This window comes from Streptomyces sp. NPDC042371, from assembly GCF_056437465.1.
On the sequence record NZ_JBWKAP010000003.1, the window covers coordinates 665,310 to 686,082 of the forward strand.

Annotated in this window: 11 protein-coding genes; all 11 read left to right on the forward strand. The window is 69.2% G+C overall.

Going from position 1 to position 20,773, the window contains the following annotated elements:
• The first annotated feature begins 616 nt into the window (after positions 1 to 616).
• The 11 genes from AC068B_RS12345 to AC068B_RS12395 all read left to right on the forward strand — a co-directional run bounded on the left by AC068B_RS12345 (position 617) and on the right by AC068B_RS12395 (position 20,769).
• Positions 617 to 8,467, forward strand: coding sequence for an amino acid adenylation domain-containing protein (locus tag AC068B_RS12345; RefSeq protein ID WP_478671046.1), 7,851 nt, complete (start codon positions 617 to 619; stop codon positions 8,465 to 8,467).
• A 60-nt stretch (positions 8,468 to 8,527) separates the two neighbouring features.
• Positions 8,528 to 8,782 (forward strand): acyl carrier protein, encoded by a 255-nt coding sequence (locus tag AC068B_RS12350; protein WP_356249132.1) that lies wholly within the window; start codon positions 8,528 to 8,530, stop codon positions 8,780 to 8,782.
• A complete protein-coding gene (locus AC068B_RS12355) occupies positions 8,779 to 10,029 on the forward strand; it encodes an acyl-CoA dehydrogenase family protein (protein ID WP_478671048.1) in 1,251 nt (416 codons plus the stop codon). The genes AC068B_RS12350 and AC068B_RS12355 overlap by 4 nt, the downstream gene beginning before the upstream one ends.
• Entirely contained in the window at positions 10,019 to 11,059 is a 1,041-nt protein-coding gene (locus AC068B_RS12360) for an HAD-IIIC family phosphatase (protein ID WP_478671050.1), read from the forward strand. The genes AC068B_RS12355 and AC068B_RS12360 overlap by 11 nt, the downstream gene beginning before the upstream one ends.
• Positions 11,056 to 11,649 carry a 1,2-dihydroxy-3-keto-5-methylthiopentene dioxygenase gene (locus AC068B_RS12365; protein ID WP_478671052.1) on the forward strand — a complete coding sequence of 198 codons (594 nt, stop codon included), beginning with the start codon at positions 11,056 to 11,058 and terminating at the stop codon, positions 11,647 to 11,649. The genes AC068B_RS12360 and AC068B_RS12365 overlap by 4 nt, the downstream gene beginning before the upstream one ends.
• Positions 11,650 to 11,748: 99 nt before the next feature.
• On the forward strand, positions 11,749 to 11,898 hold the full coding sequence (locus tag AC068B_RS12370; protein ID WP_157868926.1) for a hypothetical protein: 150 nt from the start codon (positions 11,749 to 11,751) through the stop codon (positions 11,896 to 11,898).
• A gap of 190 nt (positions 11,899 to 12,088) precedes the next feature.
• Positions 12,089 to 14,071, forward strand: a complete 1,983-nt coding sequence (locus AC068B_RS12375) for a B12-binding domain-containing radical SAM protein (RefSeq protein ID WP_478671053.1) — start codon at positions 12,089 to 12,091, stop codon at positions 14,069 to 14,071.
• Positions 14,072 to 14,083: 12 nt separating this feature from the next.
• Positions 14,084 to 16,648 carry a RiPP maturation radical SAM C-methyltransferase gene (locus tag AC068B_RS12380; RefSeq protein ID WP_478671055.1) on the forward strand — a complete coding sequence of 855 codons (2,565 nt, stop codon included), beginning with the start codon at positions 14,084 to 14,086 and terminating at the stop codon, positions 16,646 to 16,648.
• 6 nt (positions 16,649 to 16,654) lie between these two features.
• Positions 16,655 to 17,344: a class I SAM-dependent methyltransferase gene (locus tag AC068B_RS12385; RefSeq protein WP_478671056.1), complete on the forward strand. Its 690-nt coding sequence runs from the start codon at positions 16,655 to 16,657 to the stop codon at positions 17,342 to 17,344.
• Positions 17,345 to 18,005: 661 nt separating this feature from the next.
• Positions 18,006 to 19,139 carry a hypothetical protein gene (locus tag AC068B_RS12390; protein WP_478671057.1) on the forward strand — a complete coding sequence of 378 codons (1,134 nt, stop codon included), beginning with the start codon at positions 18,006 to 18,008 and terminating at the stop codon, positions 19,137 to 19,139.
• A gap of 103 nt (positions 19,140 to 19,242) precedes the next feature.
• Positions 19,243 to 20,769 (forward strand): amino acid permease, encoded by a 1,527-nt coding sequence (locus AC068B_RS12395; protein ID WP_478671059.1) that lies wholly within the window; start codon positions 19,243 to 19,245, stop codon positions 20,767 to 20,769.
• Positions 20,770 to 20,773: the final 4 nt, after the last annotated feature.

The window sequence follows — 20,773 nt, forward strand, 5'->3', positions numbered from 1 at the left end:
TGCCGAGGAAGCCCATTGACAGTGCGCGTGACCACTTCACCGGAACCGGGTTGCGGCCGTCCGCCCGCTGATTCCCGCGCCGGATCGAGGGAGCGGGAAACTGGGCGTCGGTGTGCCGCACACACCGGTTATGAATGTCTTGGGCAGTCGCGCACAAAGAAGAAGAGGGCGCGTGTCGTCAGTGTGGCCCAAGAAGTTGGGAAAGAATGTCAGCTCGACTTGTTCATCCGAGTCGCCAGGGAATAACCCGTCGCTGAGCCAGATGTGCCCGCGGTGTCCCCCTGAGGAATGTCTCCACGGCCCCTCCTCCGTTCACAGTGCTCCCCCCGTATCGGAGCCATGAGTTGAAGGGACACTACAACCGTCGCTGCGGACCTGTACATGTGACGCCCGTCACAACGGTGTCCGATGCAGGTCGCGGCTTTGGTTTGGATAATGCGCCAGGACGTAAAGCCGCAGAGCGGGGCGTCCTGCCCGAACCTTCCAGAGCGGATGTGTCGGATGGCGGTGCAAACAATGCAGCCGGGGTCGGTTGACGCGATGTGTGATTATGTGGACGCCCGGCGAGTGTCGGGGTGGATGCATGTCACTGCGGGGGACTTGGATGACTGGTCCGATGGATGAGCTATGGCCCCTGACGGCTGCCCAATCAGGAGTGTGGTATTCCGCTTCGCTCGGGCGCGGGTCGTCGGTCTACAATGTCGGCGAGCGGGTCGAAATCCACGGACCGATCAATCCGGAGATTCTCGAGAAGGCATACGGGGCGGCACTCGCGGAAGCGGAAACGCTTCGGCTCGTCGTTGCGGAGGGCCCGGAAGGGCCGTTCCAGATTCCCGGCCGCGCCGAGCAGGTGGCCGTGCGGCGACTGGACTTCACCGGTCAGGAAGATCCGGGCGCGGCGGCCGAGGCATGGATGGCGTCGGACGTGGAGTCCGCGTTCGACCTCGGACAGGGTCCGTTGTACGCTCCGGCCCTGCTCACGGTCGGTGTGAGCCGCCACATTCTGTACAGTCGCTACCACCACGTGATCATGGACGCTTGGAGCTCCGCGCTGATCACCCGGCGCACCGCCCAGCTCTACTCGGACGCGATGGCGGACCGTCCGGACAGCGGGACCCCGCTCTCTCCGTTCCGTGATCTGGTGGCGCGCGAGGCGTCCTATCGGGATTCGGAAGAGTACGAGGACGACCGCCGCTATTGGCTCAAGCGTCTGCGGGACGCCCCCGATCCGGTAACGCTCTCCGGCCGCCCTCACCGCACGCCGCAGAACATTCTCCGCAGGCGGACCACGCTCAGTGCGGGCCTTTCGGATCAATTGCGTTCCGCCGCCGCCGGACTCGGTGTCAGCCTCTCGGTGTTGGCGGTGACGGCGACCGCCGCATACGTCAGCGGTGCCACCGGAGAGAGCAGGATATCCGTCGGACTCCCGCTGTCCGGCCGTCTGGACGAGGTCGAGCGGAATACACCGGGAATGACGGTCAATGTTGTCCCGCTATTCATCACGGTGCGGCCGGAACTGCCATTGAAGAAACTGGCCCGACAAGTCTGGGCGCAGACGACCCGGGCTTCGCGGCACAGCCGTTTCCGCATGGAAGATCTGCGCCGCGAACGCATTCGGATGTCGGGGGATAACCTTCCCCACGGACCCGTCGTCAACGTCATGCCATTCGATGACGACATTCGCTTCGACGGTCACCCGGCAAAGACGAGCAGCCTCTCGCAGCGCCACACGGAAGACTTCTCCTTCGTCTTCTACGAGGGCGAACACGAAGGCTGCATCGAGGTGTACTTCGATGCGAACGACCGTATGTACAGCCGGGCGGAAATGGACGCCCACGCCGAGCGGTTCCTGCTTTTCCTGGAGCGCATGGCGGAAGCACTCCCGGACCAGCCGGTCGGTTCGGTCAGCCTGCTCGGCGCCGATGAGCGCGAGCGTGTCCTTGGTGAGTGGGGCAGCGGTCGCGCGGTGCGGGTGCCGGAGGGCACGGCGTCGGCCCGGTTCGAGGCGCAGGCCGCGCAGGTTCCGGATGCCGCGGCGCTGGTGACGGCGGACGGCAGCGTCGCGTACTCGTACGCCGAGTTGAACGCCAGGGCGAACCGTGTCGCGCGGCTGCTGGTCGAACAGGGCGTAGGGCCCGAGCAGTTGGTGGCGCTCGCGCTGCCGCGGTCGCCGGAACTCATCGTGGCCGTGCTGGGCGTTCTCAAAGCGGGTGCCGCATACCTGCCACTGGACGTGGAGTATCCGGCGGAGCGCATTCGTTTCATGATTGAGGATTCCCGGCCGCGCGTGATGCTGGTGGACTCGGAATCCGCCGCCACGCCTGCGGGAGCCTCCGACGAATGCGCCGTGGTCTCGCTGACCGACCCGGCGGTCGAAAGCCGCCTGGCGGCCTTGTCGCCCGCTGATCTGACGGACGCGGACCGACTCGGCGCGGCGGCGCCGGAGCAACCGGCGTACGTCATCTACACGTCGGGCTCGACCGGCACCCCCAAGGGCGTGGTCGTCCCCCACCCGGGCCTGGTGAATCTCGCCCTCGCGCTGCGCGAGCACTACGGGATCGGCGCAGGGAGCCGCGTGCTGCAGTTCGCGTCGCCGAGCTTCGACGCAGCGGCCTCGGAGATCTTCCGAACCCTGCTGGCGGGCGGGGCACTTGTCGTGGCGGATCCGGTGGACCTGACGCCCGGCGAGGCGCTGACGCGTGTCCTGGTGAACGCGGGCGTCACCCACTGCACCCTCCCGCCGTCGGCGCTGAGCGTGATGGACACGGCGACCGTTCCGGCGGCGATGACGCTGATCGTGGCGGGCGAGGCCTGTGACCCGGGCACGGTGGGGATCTGGTCCGCGGGCCGGCGGATGTTCAACGCGTACGGGCCGTCGGAGGCCACCGTGTGCTCGACGGTGAGCGATCCGCTGTCGGGGGCGGTGGTGCCGCCGATCGGCCGCCCGCTCGCCAACATACGGACGTACGTGCTGAACGCCGGGCTGTCTCCGGTGCCGCCCGGGGTGCCGGGGGAGTTGTACGTCGCCGGGGCCGGTGTCACGCGTGGCTATCTGAACCGCCCCGGGCTGTCCGCGCAGCGCTTCGTCGCCGATCCCCTCGGCCCTGCCGGGTCGCGCATGTACCGCACGGGTGACCTGGCGTCCTGGAACGACGACGGGACCCTGCGCTTCCTGGGCCGCGCCGACGACCAGGTGAAGCTGCGCGGCTTCCGCATCGAGCTCGGCGAGGTCGAGGCGGCGTTGACGGCCTGCCCCGGTGTCCGCGCTGCCGCTGCCGTCATCCGCGAGGACCGCCCCGGCGACCGACGCCTCGTCGGCTACGTCGTGGCCGACGGCGACGCCGTCGACATCGACCAGGTGAAGAAGACGGTCGCCGCACGGCTGCCCGACCACATGGTCCCCGCGGCCGTCGTCCCCATCGGCGTAGTGCCTCTCACGCCGAACGGGAAGGTGGACCGCAAGGCGCTGCCCGCACCCGACTACAGCAGTACGTCCGCCTCGTCCCGGGCTCCCCGGGACGCGCGTGAGGAGATCCTTGCCGCCCTCTTCGCGGACGTCCTCGGCGTCGACCAGGCCGGTGTGGACGACAGCTTCTTCGAACTGGGCGGGCACTCCCTGCTGGCCATGCGCCTCATCGGCCGCATCCGCGCGGTCATGGGAGTGGACCTGGTCATCCGCGACCTGTTCGCGGCCCCGACGATCGCCGCCCTGGCGCGCACGCTGGAAGCGACGACGCACCCGGCCGACCGTCCGGCGCTGGCGCCCGCCGCGCGCCCCGACCGCATGCCGTTGTCGTTCGCGCAGCGCCGGTTGTGGTTCCTGTATCGGTTGGAGGGGCCCAACGCGACGTACAACGTGCCGGTGGTCCTGCGGCTGTCCGGTGCCCTGGACGTCGATGCCCTGCGCGCCGCGCTGAACGACGTGGTGGCGCGGCACGAAGCCCTGCGCACGGTCTTCCCGGACGTCGACGGCCGCCCGTACCAGGACATCCGCCCGGCTGCGGAGGCGCAGCCCGAGGTGAGCGTGGAGACGGTCACCGAAGCCGAGCTGACCGGCGCGGTGGACCGCGCCGTCCGCCACCCCTTCGACCTCGCGACCGAACTGCCGCTGCGCGCCGCTCTGTTCAGCGTCGAGAATGCCGACGACGAGCACGTCCTCGCGCTGGTGATCCATCACATCGCCGGTGACGGCTGGTCGATGGGCCCCCTGGCCGGTGATCTGGGTGCCGCCTATGCCGCGCGACGCGCGGGCCGCGCGCCGTCGTGGGCGCCGCTGCCGGTCCAGTACGCCGACTACACCCTGTGGCAGCACAAGGTGCTGGGCGACGAGAACGACCCCGACAGTGTGCTGACCACCCAGCTCGACTACTGGAAGCAGGCTCTGGCCGGGCTGCCGGAGCGCCTGGAGCTGCCGACCGACCACCCCTATCCGGAGCAGGCCGGATACGAGGGCGCGTCGGTGCCGGTGGCGGTGGACGCTGAGGCGCACCGGGCCCTGGTCGCACTCGCGCGGTCACGGCAGACCACCGTGTTCATGGTGCTGCAGTCCGCCCTCGCCGTGCTGCTCCACCGTCTCGGCGCGGGCACGGACATTCCCCTGGGCACGCCGGTGGCGGGCCGGGGCGAGGAGGAACTCGACGACCTGGTCGGCTTCTTCGTCAACACCCTCGTGCTGCGCACCGACCTCTCCGGCGACCCCACCTTCGCCGAACTCCTCGACCGGGTATGCGCGACGAACCTGACCGCCTACTCCCATCAGGACATCCCCTTCGAAACCCTGGTCGAGGCGCTCAACCCGACGCGGTCCCTGGCCCACCATCCCCTGTTCCAGGTGATGCTCGCCTTCAACAACATCCCGCGCACCACACCGGACTTCGTCGGGGTCACGGCCACGCCGAGCACCGTCCGGGTCGAAGCCGCCCGGATGGACCTGTCCGTCAACCTCATCGAACAGCGCGACGCCGACGGCACCGCCGACGGGATCAGCGGTGTGATCTCGTACCGCACCGACCTGTTCGACCACGCCACGGTCACCGCCATGGCCGAGCGGCTCATCCGCGTGCTCAAGAGCGTCGCCACCGACGCGGAGCGCCGCGTGGGGTCGATCGAGCTGCTGTCGGGCGACGAGCGGCACCGCATCCTGGAGGAGCACAACGACACCGCCGCGCCGGTTCCCCGCGCCACGGCGCCCGAGCTGTTCCAGGCACAGACCGCGGCCACGCCGGACGCCATCGCGCTGATCGCCGACGGCACCCACCTCACGTACGCCGAACTCAACACCCGCGCCAACCAACTGGCACACCACCTGATCCAGCAGGGCGTCGGCCCCGAGCACATCGTCGCCCTCGCCCTGCCCAGGTCCCCCGACCTGATCACCGCACTCCTCGCGGTGTTGAAAGCAGGCGCCGCCTACCTGCCCATCGACACCGCCTACCCGGTCGACCGCATCCGCTTCATGCTGGCGGACGCCCGCCCCGCCCTCGTCCTGACCGACGCCACCACCAGCGACCTCTGGCCCGAGGGCACCCCCACCCTCCACCTCGACGACCCCGCCCTCCAGACCCGGTTGGCCGCACGGGAGGGCACCGACCCGACCGACGCCGACCGCCTGACACCACTGGACCCCGCCCACCCCGCGTACCTCGTCTATACGTCGGGTTCGACCGGCACGCCCAAGGGTGTGGTGGCCCACCACGCGGGCCTGGTGAACCTTGCACTCGCGCAGAGCGGCCAGTGGGGGATCGGTGCGGGCAGCCGCGTGCTGCAGTTCGCGTCGCCGAGCTTCGACGCCGCCGCGTCGGAGGTCTTCACCGCCCTGCTGACGGGTGGCGCGCTCGTGGTGGCCGACTCGGACCGGCTCATGCCCGGGGAAGCACTGACGTCCGTCCTGGTGGACGCGGGCGTGACCCACTGCACCCTCCCGCCGTCCGCGCTGAGCGTGCTGGACGCGGCGAGTGTTCCGTCCGCGATGACGCTGATCGTGGCGGGCGAGGCCAGCGACCCGGACACGGTGGGGCGCTGGTCGGCAGGGCGACGGATGTTCAATGCGTACGGGCCGTCGGAGGCCACGGTGTGCGCGACGGTCAGTGAGCCGTTGTCGGGCGCGGTGGTGCCGCCGATCGGCGGGCCCATCGCCAACGTACGGACGTATGTGCTGGATGCCGGGCTGTCTCCGGTGCCGCCCGGGGTGCCGGGTGAGTTGTACGTGGCCGGGGCCGGTGTCGCACGGGGCTATCTGAACCGCCCAGGGCTGACGTCGGAGCGCTTCGTCGCCGATCCGTACGGGCCCGCCGGGTCGCGCATGTACCGCACCGGTGACCTCGCGGCCTGGAACAACGACGGCAGCCTGCGCTACCTCGGGCGCACCGACGACCAGGTCAAGCTGCGCGGTTTCCGGATCGAGCTCGGCGAGGTCGAGGCGGCGTTGACCGCGTGCCCCGGCGTCGTGAGTGCTACTGCCGTCATCCGTGAGGACCGGCCCGGCGACCGGCGCCTCGTCGGCTATGTCGTGGCCGATGACGTCGTGGACGTCGACCAGGTGAAGAAGGCCGTCGCCGAACGACTGCCCGACTACATGGTCCCGTCCGCCGTCATGGTCCTGGACGCGCTGCCGCTGATGCCGAGCGGCAAGCTGGACCGCAAGGCGCTGCCCGCACCCGACTACGCGCCGGCCACCCGCACCCGCGCCCCGAGCACCCCGCAGGAGAAGGCCCTCACCGACCTCTTCGCCGACGTCCTGGGGCTCGACCCCGACCGCGTAGGCGTCGACGACGGCTTCTTCGCCCTCGGCGGCGACAGCATCAGCTCCATCGTCCTGGTCAGCCGGGCCCGCGAACGCGGCCTCGACCTGACACCGCGGGACGTCTTCCGGCACCACACCGCTAAGCAGCTCGCCCACAGAACGGGAATGCTGACGGTCGGCGGCAGCCAGAGCGCGTCGGAGGCGGACGACGGAACCGGTTCGGTTCCGCTGACGCCCATCATGCGGTGGCTCGTCGAGCCCGAGCACACGTACGAGGCGTTCTTCCAGGCACGACTCGTGCAGGTCCCCGCAGGTGTCGGGCGCGAGCGACTTGTCGACATCCTGACGGCCCTCATCGACCGTCACGACCTCCTGCGGGCCCGACTGACGGGGGACGGTGTCCAGGACGACTGGGCGCTGTCCGTCCGTCCGGCGGGGAGCCCGCAGGCCCTCACGGCCGACGCGGCCCTGACCCGGGTCGACTGCGCCGACGCGACGGCGGCCGAGCGTGAGCAGTTGCTCGCCGAGCACGCCGCGCAGGCGCAGGGCCGTCTGGCGCCGCGCGACGGAGTCATGCTGCAGGCCGTCTGGTTCGATCACGGCTCTCAGGAGCCGGGCCGCCTGCTCCTGACGATCCACCACCTGGTCGTCGACGGCGTCTCCTGGCGCATCCTGCTGCCCGACCTCGCCGCCGCGGGAGCGGCCGTGCTCGGCGGCCGCACTCCGGAGCTGGCACCGGTTCCGACCTCCTTCAAACGCTGGGCGGAGCAGCTCCAGACGCTCGCGGGCGAACCGGAGACCACGGACTCCCTGCAGCACTGGACCGATGCCCTGTCCGACCCCGAACCTCCCCTCGGCCGTCGCAGGCCGACTCCGGGCGAGGACACCGCGGCGCGACTCGACTCGCTGAGCGTGACGGTTCCGGTGGAGTTGTCGGAGGCGCTGCTCACGCGGGTGCCCAGCACGCTGCACGCCGGAGTCGAGGACGCACTCGTGACGGCGTTCCTGCTCGCGGTGAACCAGTGGCGGCTCGCGCGCGGTGAGCCGGGTGCCGCCGGTGCGACGTCCCTCCTGGTCGATGTCGAAGGGCACGGGCGGGAGGACCTGTTCGCGGGCGCCGACACCTCGCGGACGGTGGGCTGGTTCACGGCCGTCGCCCCGGTGCGGCTCGATACCGGCAGGGTGTCCTGGGGCGAGGTCCGGCGCGGCGGTCCGGCCGCCGGGCGGGTCCTGCAGCGGGTCAAGGAGCAGTTGCGTGCCGCGTCGGAGCGGCGGATCGCGTACAGCCTGTTGCGCTACCTCAACCCGAAGACCGCGCCCGGTCTCGCAGCGCTGCCCGGCGCGCAGGTGGCGTTCAACTACTTCGGGCGGGTCGGCCTCGGCCGCTCCCACCCCGAGGGCGACTGGCAGCAGGTGAGCGGCGGTACGCCCACGGGTGGCCTCGACCCCCGGATGGGTCTGACGCACGCGCTGATGGTGAACGCGGCGACGACGGAGGGCCCGGCAGGACCGGAGCTGTCCGCGACGTGGTCGTGGCCGCGCGACGTTCTGACGCGCGGGGACGTGGAGCGGCTCGGCGAGGGCTGGATCACTCACCTCAAGGCGCTGGCCGCGCACGCCGACGGGCCCGACGCGGTCGGCAGGACGCCGTCGGACCTCTCCCTCGTCAACCTCAGCCAGAGCCAGATCAGCCGACTTGAGAAGAAGTGGCGCGGGAAGCGGTGACGCCCTGAGCGTCGTCGCCACCGCCCTGTTCGACCATGTGAGTTGGAGTGTGATGTTGCAGTGACCGCCGTCTACGAGGACGCAGCCGTCCGATCCCGTGTTCTCGACTTCCTGTCGCGCTACGTGGACGACCCCGCCGAGTTGGAAGGCATACAGCTGATCACCGGTGGGGTGCTCAGTTCGCTGGCGACCGTTGCGCTCGTCAGCCACCTCGAGAAGGAGTTCGGCGTCGACATCGACGACGACGACCTGGAGATCGAGAACTTCGACACGCTGGACAGCATCGTGCGGTTCGTGCAGGGGAAACAGGCATGAGCCAGCCGCCGCCGGACGCGGCCGCGCTGGGACGGCTGCTGCTGCCGCTGGCCGACGAGATCGAGGCGGCGAAGGCGGTGCCCGAGCACGCCCTCGCGGCGGTCGTCCGGTCCGGTGCGATGGCCGCGATGGTGCCCGCGGAGTACGGGGGACGGCCGCTGAGCCACCAGCGGTACGGCGAGCTCAGCCGGGCGGTGGCCCGCACCTCGGCGTCGCTGCAGAGTCTGCTGACCGTGCACGGAATGGTGTGCGCGAGCCTGAGCCGCTGGGGGTCGGAGGCCGTTCGGCAGCGGCTGCTGCCGCGTCTCGCCGCGGGTGAACTCGTCGGGGCGTTCGGCCTCACCGAGGACGGCGCGGGCAGCGACGCGGGGGCCGTGGGGACGACGGCTACGCCGGAGGAGGTCCCGGCAGGATCCGGTGCGACAGATGCCGGTGCGGCAGGCGCCGGTGTGACGGACGCTGGTGTGGCAGCCACTGGTGCGGCGGAAACCGTGTGGCGTCTGGACGGCACGAAGCGCTGGCTGTCCTTCGGCCAGCTCGCCGACTGCTTCCTGGTCTTCGCCAAGCACGGTGACCGCAGCGTCGCCTTCCTCGTCCAGCGGGACGACCCGGGCGTCACGGTGGTCCCCAGCCGGCCCACCAGCGGCTTCCGCAGCGCCATGCTGGCCGACCTGCACCTGGACGGCTGCCGCGTCCCCGCCGACCGCATGGTGGGCCGCCCCGGCTTCGGCGTGTCCCAAGTGGCGGGCAGCGCACTGTCGTTGGGGCGGCTCTGTGTCGCGTACGGCTCCCTCGGGATCGCCGAGGCGTGCTGCGACGCGATCATCGGCCACACCAGCAGCCGCAAGCAGTTCGGCGGGCGGCTGATCGATCTGCAGCTCGTGCGTGGACTCGTCAGCGACGCCGTGCTCGACACCGAGGCGGCGCGGCTCCTGTGCGAGCAGGCGGCGCGGGCCATGGACACCCAGGACGACTGGCTGATCCAGCACGTGCTCACCGCCAAGCTTGCGGCGTCCCGTGCGGCGGACCGGGCCTCGGCCGCGGCAGCCCAACTGCACGGCGCGGCAGGCATGGTGGAAGGCGGCCCGGTGGACCGCTGGGTGCGCGACGCACGGGTGATGCAGATCATCGAGGGCAGCACGCAACTGCTGCAGGACCTTCTCGCCGAGGAGAGCCTGCAGCGCTTCCGGGTGCGCAGGCGCCACCCGCAATATCCTTTCGAAGCAGGAGCCGACAGTGCCGAGTGAGCTGGTCAAGTGTGTCGTCTGGGACCTCGATGACACGGTGTGGGAGGGCATACTCTCCGAAGGCCCCGGAGTGAAGCTGCGCCCCGGCGTCCGTGAGCTGATCGAGACGCTCGACGAGCGCGGCATCCTGCAGTCGATCGCCAGCAAGAACGACGAGAAGGCCGCCCTCGACGAACTCGAACGCCTAGGCATCCGCGACTACTTCCTCGTCCCGCACGTCTCGTGGCAGCCCAAGTCGGGGCTGATCCAGAGCATCGCGGAGCGGCTCAACATCGGCCTGGACACGCTGATGTTCGTGGACGACTCAGCCTTCGAGCGGGCCGAGGTCGAGTTCGTACACCCGCAGGTGCGGTGTGTGGATGCCGTCGAGACCGCGGACCTGCTCGACCGCCCGGAGCTGACCCGGCCGGTGACCGAGGACGGGCGTGCCCGGCGCACCCTGTATCTGCAGGCGGAGGAGCGCACCGCCTACGAGAAGTCGTTCGCGGGCCCGCAGGTCGAGTTCCTCAGGTCGCTGGACATGCGCCTCGCGATCGAGGTCGCCACCCCCGAGGACCTGGAACGCGCCGCGGAACTCACCGAGCGCACCCACCAGCTCAACACCACCGGCCTGACCTTCTCCAAGGCGGAGCTGCGCGAGCTGATGGACCGGCCGGACCAGACACTCCTGGTCGCCCGGCTCTCGGACCGCTTCGGCACGTACGGCACCATCGGCCTCACCCTGGTCGGCAAGACGGCGGAGGAGTGGCGGATCCGTCTGTTCCTGATGTCCTGCCGTGTGATGGGCCGCAACGTCGGAGGCGCCATCCTGCGCTATCTGGCGCAGACGGCCGAGGCCGAACAGGTGCGTCTGACAGCCGACTTCAAGCCCACGGACGTCAACAAGGCGATGTACACGGTCTACCGCCTTGCGGGCTTCAAGAAGACCTCCGTCGAGGACCCCGTGCGGGTGCTGGAGATGGCCCCCGGCCTGCCGCACACCTACCCCGACTACCTGGCCCTGTCGCTGCCCTTGAGGAGTGCGCCGTGACCCTGCTGATCACGTGGTCGGATGCCGGCCCCGACACGGTCGTACGCCGGACCGTCGAGCCCGGTGAGATCGCCGCCGCGCTGGCCCCCGCGGGCGTCCGCTACGAGCAGTGGGCACTCCGCGCCGACGTGCCCGAAGACCCGGACCCCGCAACGGTGTTGAGCGCCTATCGGGACGAGGTGGACGGCCTGGCCGCCGCCGAGGGCTTTGCCACCATCGACGTCGTGGGGCTGCGCCCGCGCAAGGACCTGGGGTGGCGGCTGACCGCCAAGGCCGAGCGGAGGAAGTTCCTCAGCGAGCACACGCATGACCACGACGATGAGGTGCGGTTCTTCGTCGCGGGCGCCGGGGCCTTCTATCTGCACGTCGGCAGCGAAGTGCATGCCGTGCTGTGCGAGGCGGGGGACCTGTTGGGGGTGCCGCGCGGGACCAAGCACTGGTTCGACATGGGGGCTGCACCCTCGTACACCGTCATTCGCTTCTTTCACGACGAGGACGGGTGGGTCGGCAACTTCACCGGCAGCGACATCGCTTTGAAGTTCCCCGATTTCGACGCGCTCGCGGCGGACCGGCTGACCATGGCTCAATAGTGCTCTTGACCGTGATGAAACCGCACAGGGAGCCTGTTCCAGGACAGAAGGCCCACAAGGCTACTCCTGTTTCGTGTTCCACTCGCGTATGGAGGTTCCATGGACATCCAGATGAGCACCGAGGTCGACAGCGACCTGGGTGAACTCGAAGTACTCGAGATGGACGAACTGCAAGTCAGCGGTTCGTCCACGGCCTACAACTACATCGCCAAGAACGCGGACCGTTCCTCGGAGATATCGGGGGGCTGACCGGCCCGGCCGCACGGCTTCGCGAGGAGCTCACAAGATCTTCCGCATTCTCCGGCGCCCTGCGCCCTGCGCCCTGCGCGCTGCCGGAGTGGGCGCCTTGTGAGCTCCTTCGGTTCTCTGCGGGCCGATTCGGACTTCCAGCACCTCGCGCACCCGGTCGGCTCCATCCGTCCGGATCAGGACGGATGGCATGGATCTCTTGCTGCTCTTTCCGCCGCTCACCGAGGCAACTCTCTTTCCGTATCTGAGTCTGCCCTATCTCACCGGTCACGTCCGTCGGTCCGGTTTCAGTGCACATCAGGTCGATCTGAGCATCGAACTGGTCCATCGGCTCCTGGACGGCCCGGCGCTCACGCGGGAGGCCGCCGCTCTGGACACGGCGCAGGACCTGCCGACCTGGTACCGGGCGGCGGTGGCCGATGCCGCCCTGGAGCATCTCGGCGAGCTGCGCGACTTCGTCCTGACGAAGGACCCGGCGCCCGGCCTCGGCCCCGTGCGCGCGGTGCGACTGGCCCGGCAGGCCGCCCAACTGATGGTGCGCGAATCGCCGTTGTCGCAGGTGTGGGACGACTTCGACGCACTCGACCGTGCGGTGCTCAGCCTCTCGGACACGCAGCTCGGCTCTCTCGACTTCGCGACCCGGAAGCTGCACAAATTGCTGACGGACGCGCTCGACGAGTCCGCGCCAAGGGCGGTCGGCATATCCGTCGCCTTCTTCAGCCAGCTGGCACCGGCGCTGTTGATCGCCCGGTGGATACGGCTCCGGCACCCGGGCTTACCCATCTGCCTCGGTGGACAGCAGGTCATGCTGCGCCACGACGAGTTGGCCGCGATGACCTCGGTACGTACAGCGGTGGACGCGCTCTGCGTCACGGCGGGCGAAGAGCCCTTGGAGCGCTGGCTGGCCCATCTCACCACCGGAAACACCGCACGCTCCGATGTGCCGGGGATGAGGTGGCTGAGCCCCGGAGAAGGCGCGACGGCCCCCACCCGTATGCCCACGCTCCACTTCAAGGACGTGGGCGCCCCCGACTACGGCGGGCTGAAGGTGCACTCCTACCTCAATGACACCGTCGTCCTCTCCATGGTGTCCTGCGTGGGCTGTTACTGGGGACGCTGCATCTTCTGTTCCTACGGCAACCGGTCCCTCGAACGCGGGGCCTACCAGCAGGCTTCCCCGAGGCAACTCGCGGACGCCATACGCCGGATCGTGGAGAGCACCGGAATCGACTTCGTCACCGTCGTCGACGAGAACACCAATCTGCGACTGCTCGCCAGGGCCATGCGGCTGGTGCGCGAGAGCGGCCTTCACGTCCGTTTCAATACACGCAACCGGCTGGAACCGATCCTGCTCGATGCGGCCTTCTGTAAAGAGCTGGCCGAACTCGGCTGCGAGGGAATGGCCGTCGGCTACGAGGGCGTCACACAGCGACTCCTCGACAAGCTGGACAAGGGTGTCGATGCCGCGGACTTCCAAGCCATCCTCGACAACCTCGCGGCAGCGGACATCCGGGTCAACCTCTCGGTCATGGGTGGCCTGCTGGACGAGACGGAGGAGGAGGCCGAGGAATCGCTCCGCTTCCTGGAGCGCAATCGGGAGAAGTTCGCCATTGACGCTTTCGAGCTCATGGTGGCCGAGCCGGAAACCCGCCTGGTGGCCGAGCCGGACCGCTTCGGAGTGGTCCTCGACGACAGCTCAGCCTCTTTCGCCGACAACCGCGAACTCAATTACCTGGGCGGCAGGGTGGGCAGGCGGCACACCGTCGTCGGCGGCCCCGGACGCCCCGACATGCTCAAGCGGCTCAAGTACGGGATGCGCCGGATCTCGGCGGCTGGGGGCGGGGCCGCCAAAGCCACGGAGGTCAGCAAAACCCCAGATCAGCCCCCAGCCAAGCGCATCGCCCTGCGCCCCCACCCCTGGATCCGGAGCGCTCCGGCCAGGTTCGACCTGCGCGGTCCGGGCGGCGGCTCCACCCTCTTGGCCGATCCGGTACGGGAACAGGTCTACTCATTGCCGAAGAATCATGTGACCCGAAGCGCCGCGCCCGGTGGGCCCCTGATCGCGACCAGCGCGCAGGGCCGGTCCCTTCTCGGCAAACTCGCCGCCGCGGACGTGGGTGCCCTGTACGCCCTGTGCGACGAACCGCTCACGGCAACGCGTCCGTCACGCTGAAGGAGTCACACGGTGCACATCACGCTGGTCAACATGCCCTGGGCCTCGATCGACTTTCCTTCCCTGGCCCTGGGAATTCTCAAGCAGCGCGTCGCGGACGAGTTCCCGGACAGTCGCGTCGACGTCGTGAACGCCAATCTGGACTACCTCGACTGGATCACCGAGCGGGCAGGGCTGACGCGCGAGGAGTACAACTTCTGCTGGGACTCCTACTTCACCGGCTACAGCGAGTGGATCTTCTCCTCCGCTCTGTACGATGATCCGCAGTGGCGCAACACCGAATTCGCGGACCTCGTGGCGGGAGCGGTCCCGGGGGACATGCTCAACAAGGGGCGAGAACTGCACGCGCTCGCTCCCGAGTACATCGAATCCCTGGTCACCCGCATCCTCGCCGACCGGCCCGACGTCGTCGGCTTTTCGACGACGTTCGCGCAGAACAGCGCCGTGCTCGCGGCGGCGAGACTCATCAAGAAGACGGCACCCGAAGTGTGTGTGGTGCTGGGCGGCGGGAATTGTGACGGGCCTCAGGGCGCCGCGCTCCACCGCGGTTTCCCGTTCATCGACTACGTCAATCGCGGCGAGGGAGAGCTGTCGTTCACGCGGCTCCTCTCCAGTCTTCGCGACAATTCGAGCCCCGCGGACATTCCCGGGCTCTGCTGGCGCGCCGCGGACGGCACGTCGCACGCCAACGCCATGAGCGCGGCTCCTTTGCCTGCGTCGGCACTGGTCACACCGGATTACACGGACTACTTCGAGCAGCACGCGGCGTCCCGCGCGGGAGCCATGGCCGAGCCTCATCTGGTGGTGGAGAGCTCACGCGGCTGCTGGTGGGGGCAGAAGCACCACTGCACCTTCTGCGGGCTCAACGGTTCGTTCATGGAGTTCCGCAGCAAGAGCCCGGACCGGTTCGTCGAGGAACTGCTCGCGATGACGGAGCGCTACCAGGTGCTCAACGTCGCCGTGGCCGACAACATCCTCGACATGAATTACCTGCGGTCGATGGTCCCGAGGCTCGCGGAGGCCGACTGCGACCTGCGCATCAGTTACGAGATCAAGTCCAACATGCGCCGCGAACAGCTCGCCTCCCTCGTAGCCGCCGGAATCCACTACGTGCAGCCCGGCATCGAAAGCCTCAACGGCCGTGTGCTGAAGCTGATGGACAAAGGCGTGACCGGCTGCCAGAACGTCCGCATGATGCGCGACGCGGAGTCGGTGAGCCTCGGCGTCGTGTGGAACTACCTCTTCGGCTTCCCGGACGAGACCGAAGAGGATTACGACGCGGTCATCGACCAGTTCCCCGCGATCCACCACCTCGCCCCGCCCAACGGGGTCACCCGCATAGCCATCGAACGCTTCAGCCCCTACTTCAACCGCCCGGAACTCGGCTTCGGCGACCTGCGGCCCGCCGCGCACTACGCGGTGATCTACGACCTCCCGGAATCCGAACTCCGCGACATGGCCTATGTCTTCGACGCGGCGCACCAAGGCATTTCCACCACGCACGCGGAGCGGTTGGAGAAGGCCGTCGAGACCTGGCGCCATGAGTTCCCCCGGGGCCGGCTGACGCAGTGCGACCTGACGGACTCCATAGTCCTCACCAACACCCGCCCCGGCTTCACCTGGCGGACGCGGGTCATCGAGGACCCCTGGGAGATGGCCGCGTTCCGCCTGCTGGAACAGCCCTGCACAAGCGACGTACTGCTGAAGAAGCTCAGGGCGGACGACAGTCAGGTCGCCGCGGAGGACCGGTCGGCGGACGACCTGTCGGCCTTGCTCGCCCGCTGGCGCACGCTGGGACTGCTCTTCGAGGACGGTGGCCAGGCCGTGCACGTCGTCCCGCATGCCGCCAACCAGGACCTGATGCGCTGGGTGACGCGCGACGGCAGTCCGGCACTGGTGCCCGCACTGCTGGACGGCCACGGATCGGCGGACCGCGCTCCGAAAGCGACCGCGGCGACGGCACTCCGGTCCTGGCGGGAACGCGACGAAGAGACGCGCACCAGGGACGGCATATACATAGGGGAGGAGCGGTACGAGAACACGCCCGTCCAAACCGTCTCGGACCTGGTCGCGCGAGGCGCCCGGCATGTCGCCCTCCCAGAGCCCCTGATCCTCGGCCAGGACGACCTCGAAAAGGACCGGCAGGCGGTCCGCGGGCTCAGCCACGTAAGGGAGTTGACGGGACACGGTCTCTCCGTCGAGTGGGACCTGGACCTAGGCGCCGAGACCGAACGGTGGCGGCTGTTCAGCCACCTGTACCCGCCGCGTTCGCTGGCGGGCCCCGACGGTGACGCCGTCCTCGACCAGTGGCGCACCACGTTCCACATGAACAAGTGCGGCTACCGGCGGGGCACGGGCTTCATCGAGGTCACCGACCTGCGCCTGGGAAAGCAACGGCGCGTCATCATGCGGAAGATCAACAAAGCGAAGCTGGCATCGCTCCTGGACGGCGCCCCTGTCTCGGACTTCCGCCAGCGGGAGGTTGAAGCGTTCACGAAGTCAGGCCTGGTCCACCAAGTCGGCTCCCTCCTGTGGTGGTTGCCCTCCCGCATCACCCGCTGGCCGGTCGTGGGGTGACGGAACATGCCTGACGAAGAAGCTGCCCTGCCGCTGCGCTCCCTCAACGCGGCCGAATGGGACCACACTTACGACTCCACGAACGCCGGATGGGACGAGGAACCGCATCCGGCACTCGGCGAACTCCTGGCCGAGCACGCCCCGCCCCCGGCCCACGTGCTGGACGTCGGCTGCGGCCTCGGCACCACCGCCCGCTGGCTCGCCGACCGCTCGTACACCGTGACGGGCTGCGACTTCTCGGCCCAGGCGATCAAAGAGGCCCGGCGCCGCGCTCCGGCCGGTTCGGCGGTGCGGTACGAGGTCCTGGACGTCACCGGCCACGTACCCCTGGACCCGTTCCCGGTGGTCCTCGACCGCGGTGTGCTGCACACCTGCCCCACGCACCATGAGCGTCGGAGGTTCGCGGAGTCGATGTCCCGGTTGTGCCGGACGGGCGGGCTGTGGGTACATGTCGGGGCGGCCGCGCTCAACGAGGAGGACGCCCTTGACCAGTCGCGCGGACCGTCCTGGACCACGGAGGAGGCCTTCCTCGACGCGGTGTCGCCGTGGTTCACGGTGCTCGACCACCGGATCGCCGACTTCGGACGACGGACGGGCGTGACGGACTGGCCCGCTCGGTACGTCGTGCTCCGGAGGAGCACCACCCGGGAACGGTCGCCCATTTCGCCCATGAAGGCATCTGATCACAGTCAGTGACCACCGAATCGAACTAGCCGAATGATCCAGAGCCTTGAAGAACGCCACCGGGACACCCGCGTACGCCCGCACACACTGCCCCTGAGGGCACAGGTGCGCCATCAACCCGCCTCAACATGCCTGTTCTACAAGCAAGTTGATGGCCCGCCTGCGGTGGATGGCGGTGGCCCGGCGCGACGGGCGGCATCGGCGTCCACGAAGAACCGGGCGCGCCCGCGCCGAGCGGCCGAGTGTTCCGTCGTAGGACCGCACAGCTGGCCCGGATCGTGTGCAGTCATCCGCCCGCACGCCAGCGGTCCGCCCGCTTCCGTCCTCTTCCGTCCGCCTTCGCTCCTCGGTGGTGGACCCTCCGAGTGCCGCGGTCGGCGGGTCCGGTCACGGATGGCGACGCCCGCTTGCCGCGTGGCTGAAAACTGCAGCTGAGTTACCCAACAATCTTGGGATTCTCTGGTCATGCGCCTCTCCAGGCACTTAAGTACCTCTGAGGCACTCGCTATCGGCCAAGAGCGAAAGCTGGCGTCCCCGTTTTGCGCCAGCGGTCGCCTCCGTACCGTTCGTCGGCCCACCCCGCTGTCCTGTCCACCGCACGACCGTGCCACCCCGTCCCAACTGCCCCGAGGGTCCTTCCGCCTATGGCCGCCCGTGCACACCATTCGGTGTCGTGCTCACATCACCCGGCGAGCCGCAGTGCTCACGGCAGCGGACGGCAGGCGACCCGCCGCAGAGCACGCCCCGCGCGGCCGGGCCGAGAGGGACGCTGATGGAGAGTTCGAACCCGGCGGGCCGGGCGAACCCGGTCGGCCGAGACGCAGACCTCTATGCGGCGGTGCAGGACATCCAGGCGGGCTACTGGATGCAGATGCGGCAGGTCCTTGCCCGGACGGGCACCTGGCCGCAGTGGACGTCCCGCACCCAGGTCCTCGGGGTCGTCGCGGCTCAGGCCAACGTTGTCGAGCTGTGGCTGAAAGAGGAACCGGAGAGCCTCGCTGCCCGGGTGATGTACGCCAGGGTCGCCACCGAACGCGTGCTGCAGGCCCACCGGAAGAACTGGGCGCGTGACTACCGGCGGGCAGGTGACCTGGAGAAACTGGTGGCCCGGGCCCGCGACGCGTGCCACAAGGCGGGCGAGGGGAACCCCGACGACTCGGTGCCCTGGATCTGCCGCCTCGCCCTGGCCGAAGCGGACACGACAGGACGCTACCCGGAGCACCACGTGGCTCCGCCGCCCCATGAGTATCTGCTGCCCGGCGGGCCGTGGGGCCTGCTCGGGGAAGTGCACCGACGGGATCCGTTCAACCGCGAGGCCTGGCACCGCATGTCCCAGGCGCTCCAGGCCCGCCCGGGCCCGGCGGGCCACCAGGCGGTCGCGACGGACTTCGCCCGCTGGACGGTCTCTTTCTCGCCGCCCGACTCGCCCCTGCTCCTGCTGCCCCTCTATGCCCGTGTGCAGGAGCACCGGGAGCGACAGGACAGCGGCGCCGAGGTCATGCTGAACCTCCTGTGGACGAGGGAGGACACCACCCGTGCCATCACGCAGGCATTCGAGGGCTGGTTCCAGAAGTGCGATCCGGCCACCAGCTCCCAGCTGGATCTGAACTACCTCGCCTACGCCCTGGCGAGGGGCGGCTTCGCCCAGTGGGCGTCCGAAGTGTTCGATGCCATCGGCGACTTCGCCACTCCTGCCCCGTGGCAGTTCGACTCCCGGCACCCCGAGGGTCAGTGGCGGAGGGCATTCGAGGAGGACCGCGTCGCCTGTCGGAGATCCCACCCGCGGAACACGGGAAGACACCCGTGACCGCCGACCCGGTCCCACGGGCGGGCGCCACCACGGCCCGCCGGTGGCCCGGCAGCCACCTCACCTGCATCCCCCCATTTCAGCTTTCCTGTGCGGAGAACCAATGACCTCGGTAAGAGCACCGCGCCAGCAGCCGAACCCGGTCGACGACGACGGTGAGGACGCGCGCCTCCTCCAGTCGCTGGGCTACACCCAGCAACTGCACCGCCGGATGGGGGCCTTCGGCAACTTCTCGGCCTCCCTGTCGGTCATCTCGATCATGTCGGGGACCTTGCTCCTGTTCGGCTACGGCCTGAACTCGGGAGGCCCCGCGGTGATCACATGGGGGTGGCTCGCCGTCGGGCCCCTGGTGCTGTGCCTAGCCGCGGCCCTGGCGGAGATCACCTCCCGCTACCCCACGAGCGGCGGCCTGTACTACATGGCCCGCCAGCTCGGAGGCGAGCGCTGGAGCTGGTACACAGGCTGGCTCAACCTCCTGGGCCTGCTCGGCGGAATAGCCGCGCAGGACTTCGGCATCGCGACGTTCACCGCAGCGTGGCTGAACCTGCAGTTCGACTACACGGCGAGCTCGGGCTCCCTGCTGGCCATCTACGCGGTCATCCTCGCGCTGCACGCGGTCCTGAACCTCTTCGGCACCCGGCTGATGAACATCCTGACGTCCATCAGCGCGTGGTGGCACCTGGCAGGAGCCGTCGTCATCATCGGCTCCCTGGCGCTCGTGCCCTCCCACCACCAGTCGGCCGGTTTCGTGTTCTCCGAGTTCACCAACAACACCGGCTGGGGCGCCCCGGCGTACGTGATCCTCCTCGGCATGCTGCTGCCGGTCTTCGCCCTGGCGGGGTACGACACCTCGGCCCACCTGAGCGAGGAGACCAACCACGCCTCCGTCGCCGCGGCTCGCGGGGTCTTCCGTTCGGTGGCGGTGTCCTGGATCGCCGGCGGCATCCTGCTGACCACGCTGCTGTTCGCCATCCAGGACTACACCGCGACCCTGGCAGGACCGACCGGCGTACCCGTGGCGCAGATCCTCCTGGACGCACTGGGCATGGCGGCGGCCAAGGCTCTGCTGCTCGTGATCATCGTGGCCCAGTTCCTGTGCGGCTACACCGTGACCGCCAGCGCCAGCCGGATGATCTACGCCTTCGCCCGCGACGGCGCCCTGCCCGGATCGACGCGCTGGAAGAAGCTCAGCCGCCGCACCGCCATCCCCGCCAACGCGGTCTGGCTCGCGGTCGCCGTGGCCTTCGTGCTCGCGCTGCCGTCGCTGTACTCCTCAACGGCGTTCGCGGCGGTGACCGCCATCTCCGTCGTGGGATTCACCTCGGCCTACGCCATCCCGGTGCTGCTGCGACTCATCCACCGCGACCGGTTCACCCCGGGGCCCTGGAACCTGGGCCGCTGGAGCCGTCCGATCGGCTGGACCGCGGTGGTGTGGGCGGCCGCGGTGACGGTGCTGTTCCTGCTGCCGCAGAGCAGCCCGGTCACCGCCACCACCTTCAACTACACCCCCGTGGCCGTAGTGGTGGCCTTCCTCATCGCCGCCCTGTGGCGCCGCTTCGGACGCGACTCGTACCATGTGCCCCGCTCCAGTTCCTCCACCGAGGACAAGCAGTACGAGGGCATCATCTGATGTC

Coding starts and splice junctions, on each gene's coding strand:
- AC068B_RS12355 (WP_478671048.1), top strand. CDS start 8,779: ATGAGCCAGCCGCCGCCGGACGCGGCCGCGCTGGGACGGCTGCTGCTG.
- AC068B_RS12370 (WP_157868926.1), top strand. CDS start 11,749: ATGGACATCCAGATGAGCACCGAGGTCGACAGCGACCTGGGTGAACTC.
- AC068B_RS12345 (WP_478671046.1), top strand. CDS start 617: ATGGATGAGCTATGGCCCCTGACGGCTGCCCAATCAGGAGTGTGGTAT.
- AC068B_RS12375 (WP_478671053.1), top strand. CDS start 12,089: ATGGATCTCTTGCTGCTCTTTCCGCCGCTCACCGAGGCAACTCTCTTT.
- AC068B_RS12385 (WP_478671056.1), top strand. CDS start 16,655: ATGCCTGACGAAGAAGCTGCCCTGCCGCTGCGCTCCCTCAACGCGGCC.
- AC068B_RS12395 (WP_478671059.1), top strand. CDS start 19,243: ATGACCTCGGTAAGAGCACCGCGCCAGCAGCCGAACCCGGTCGACGAC.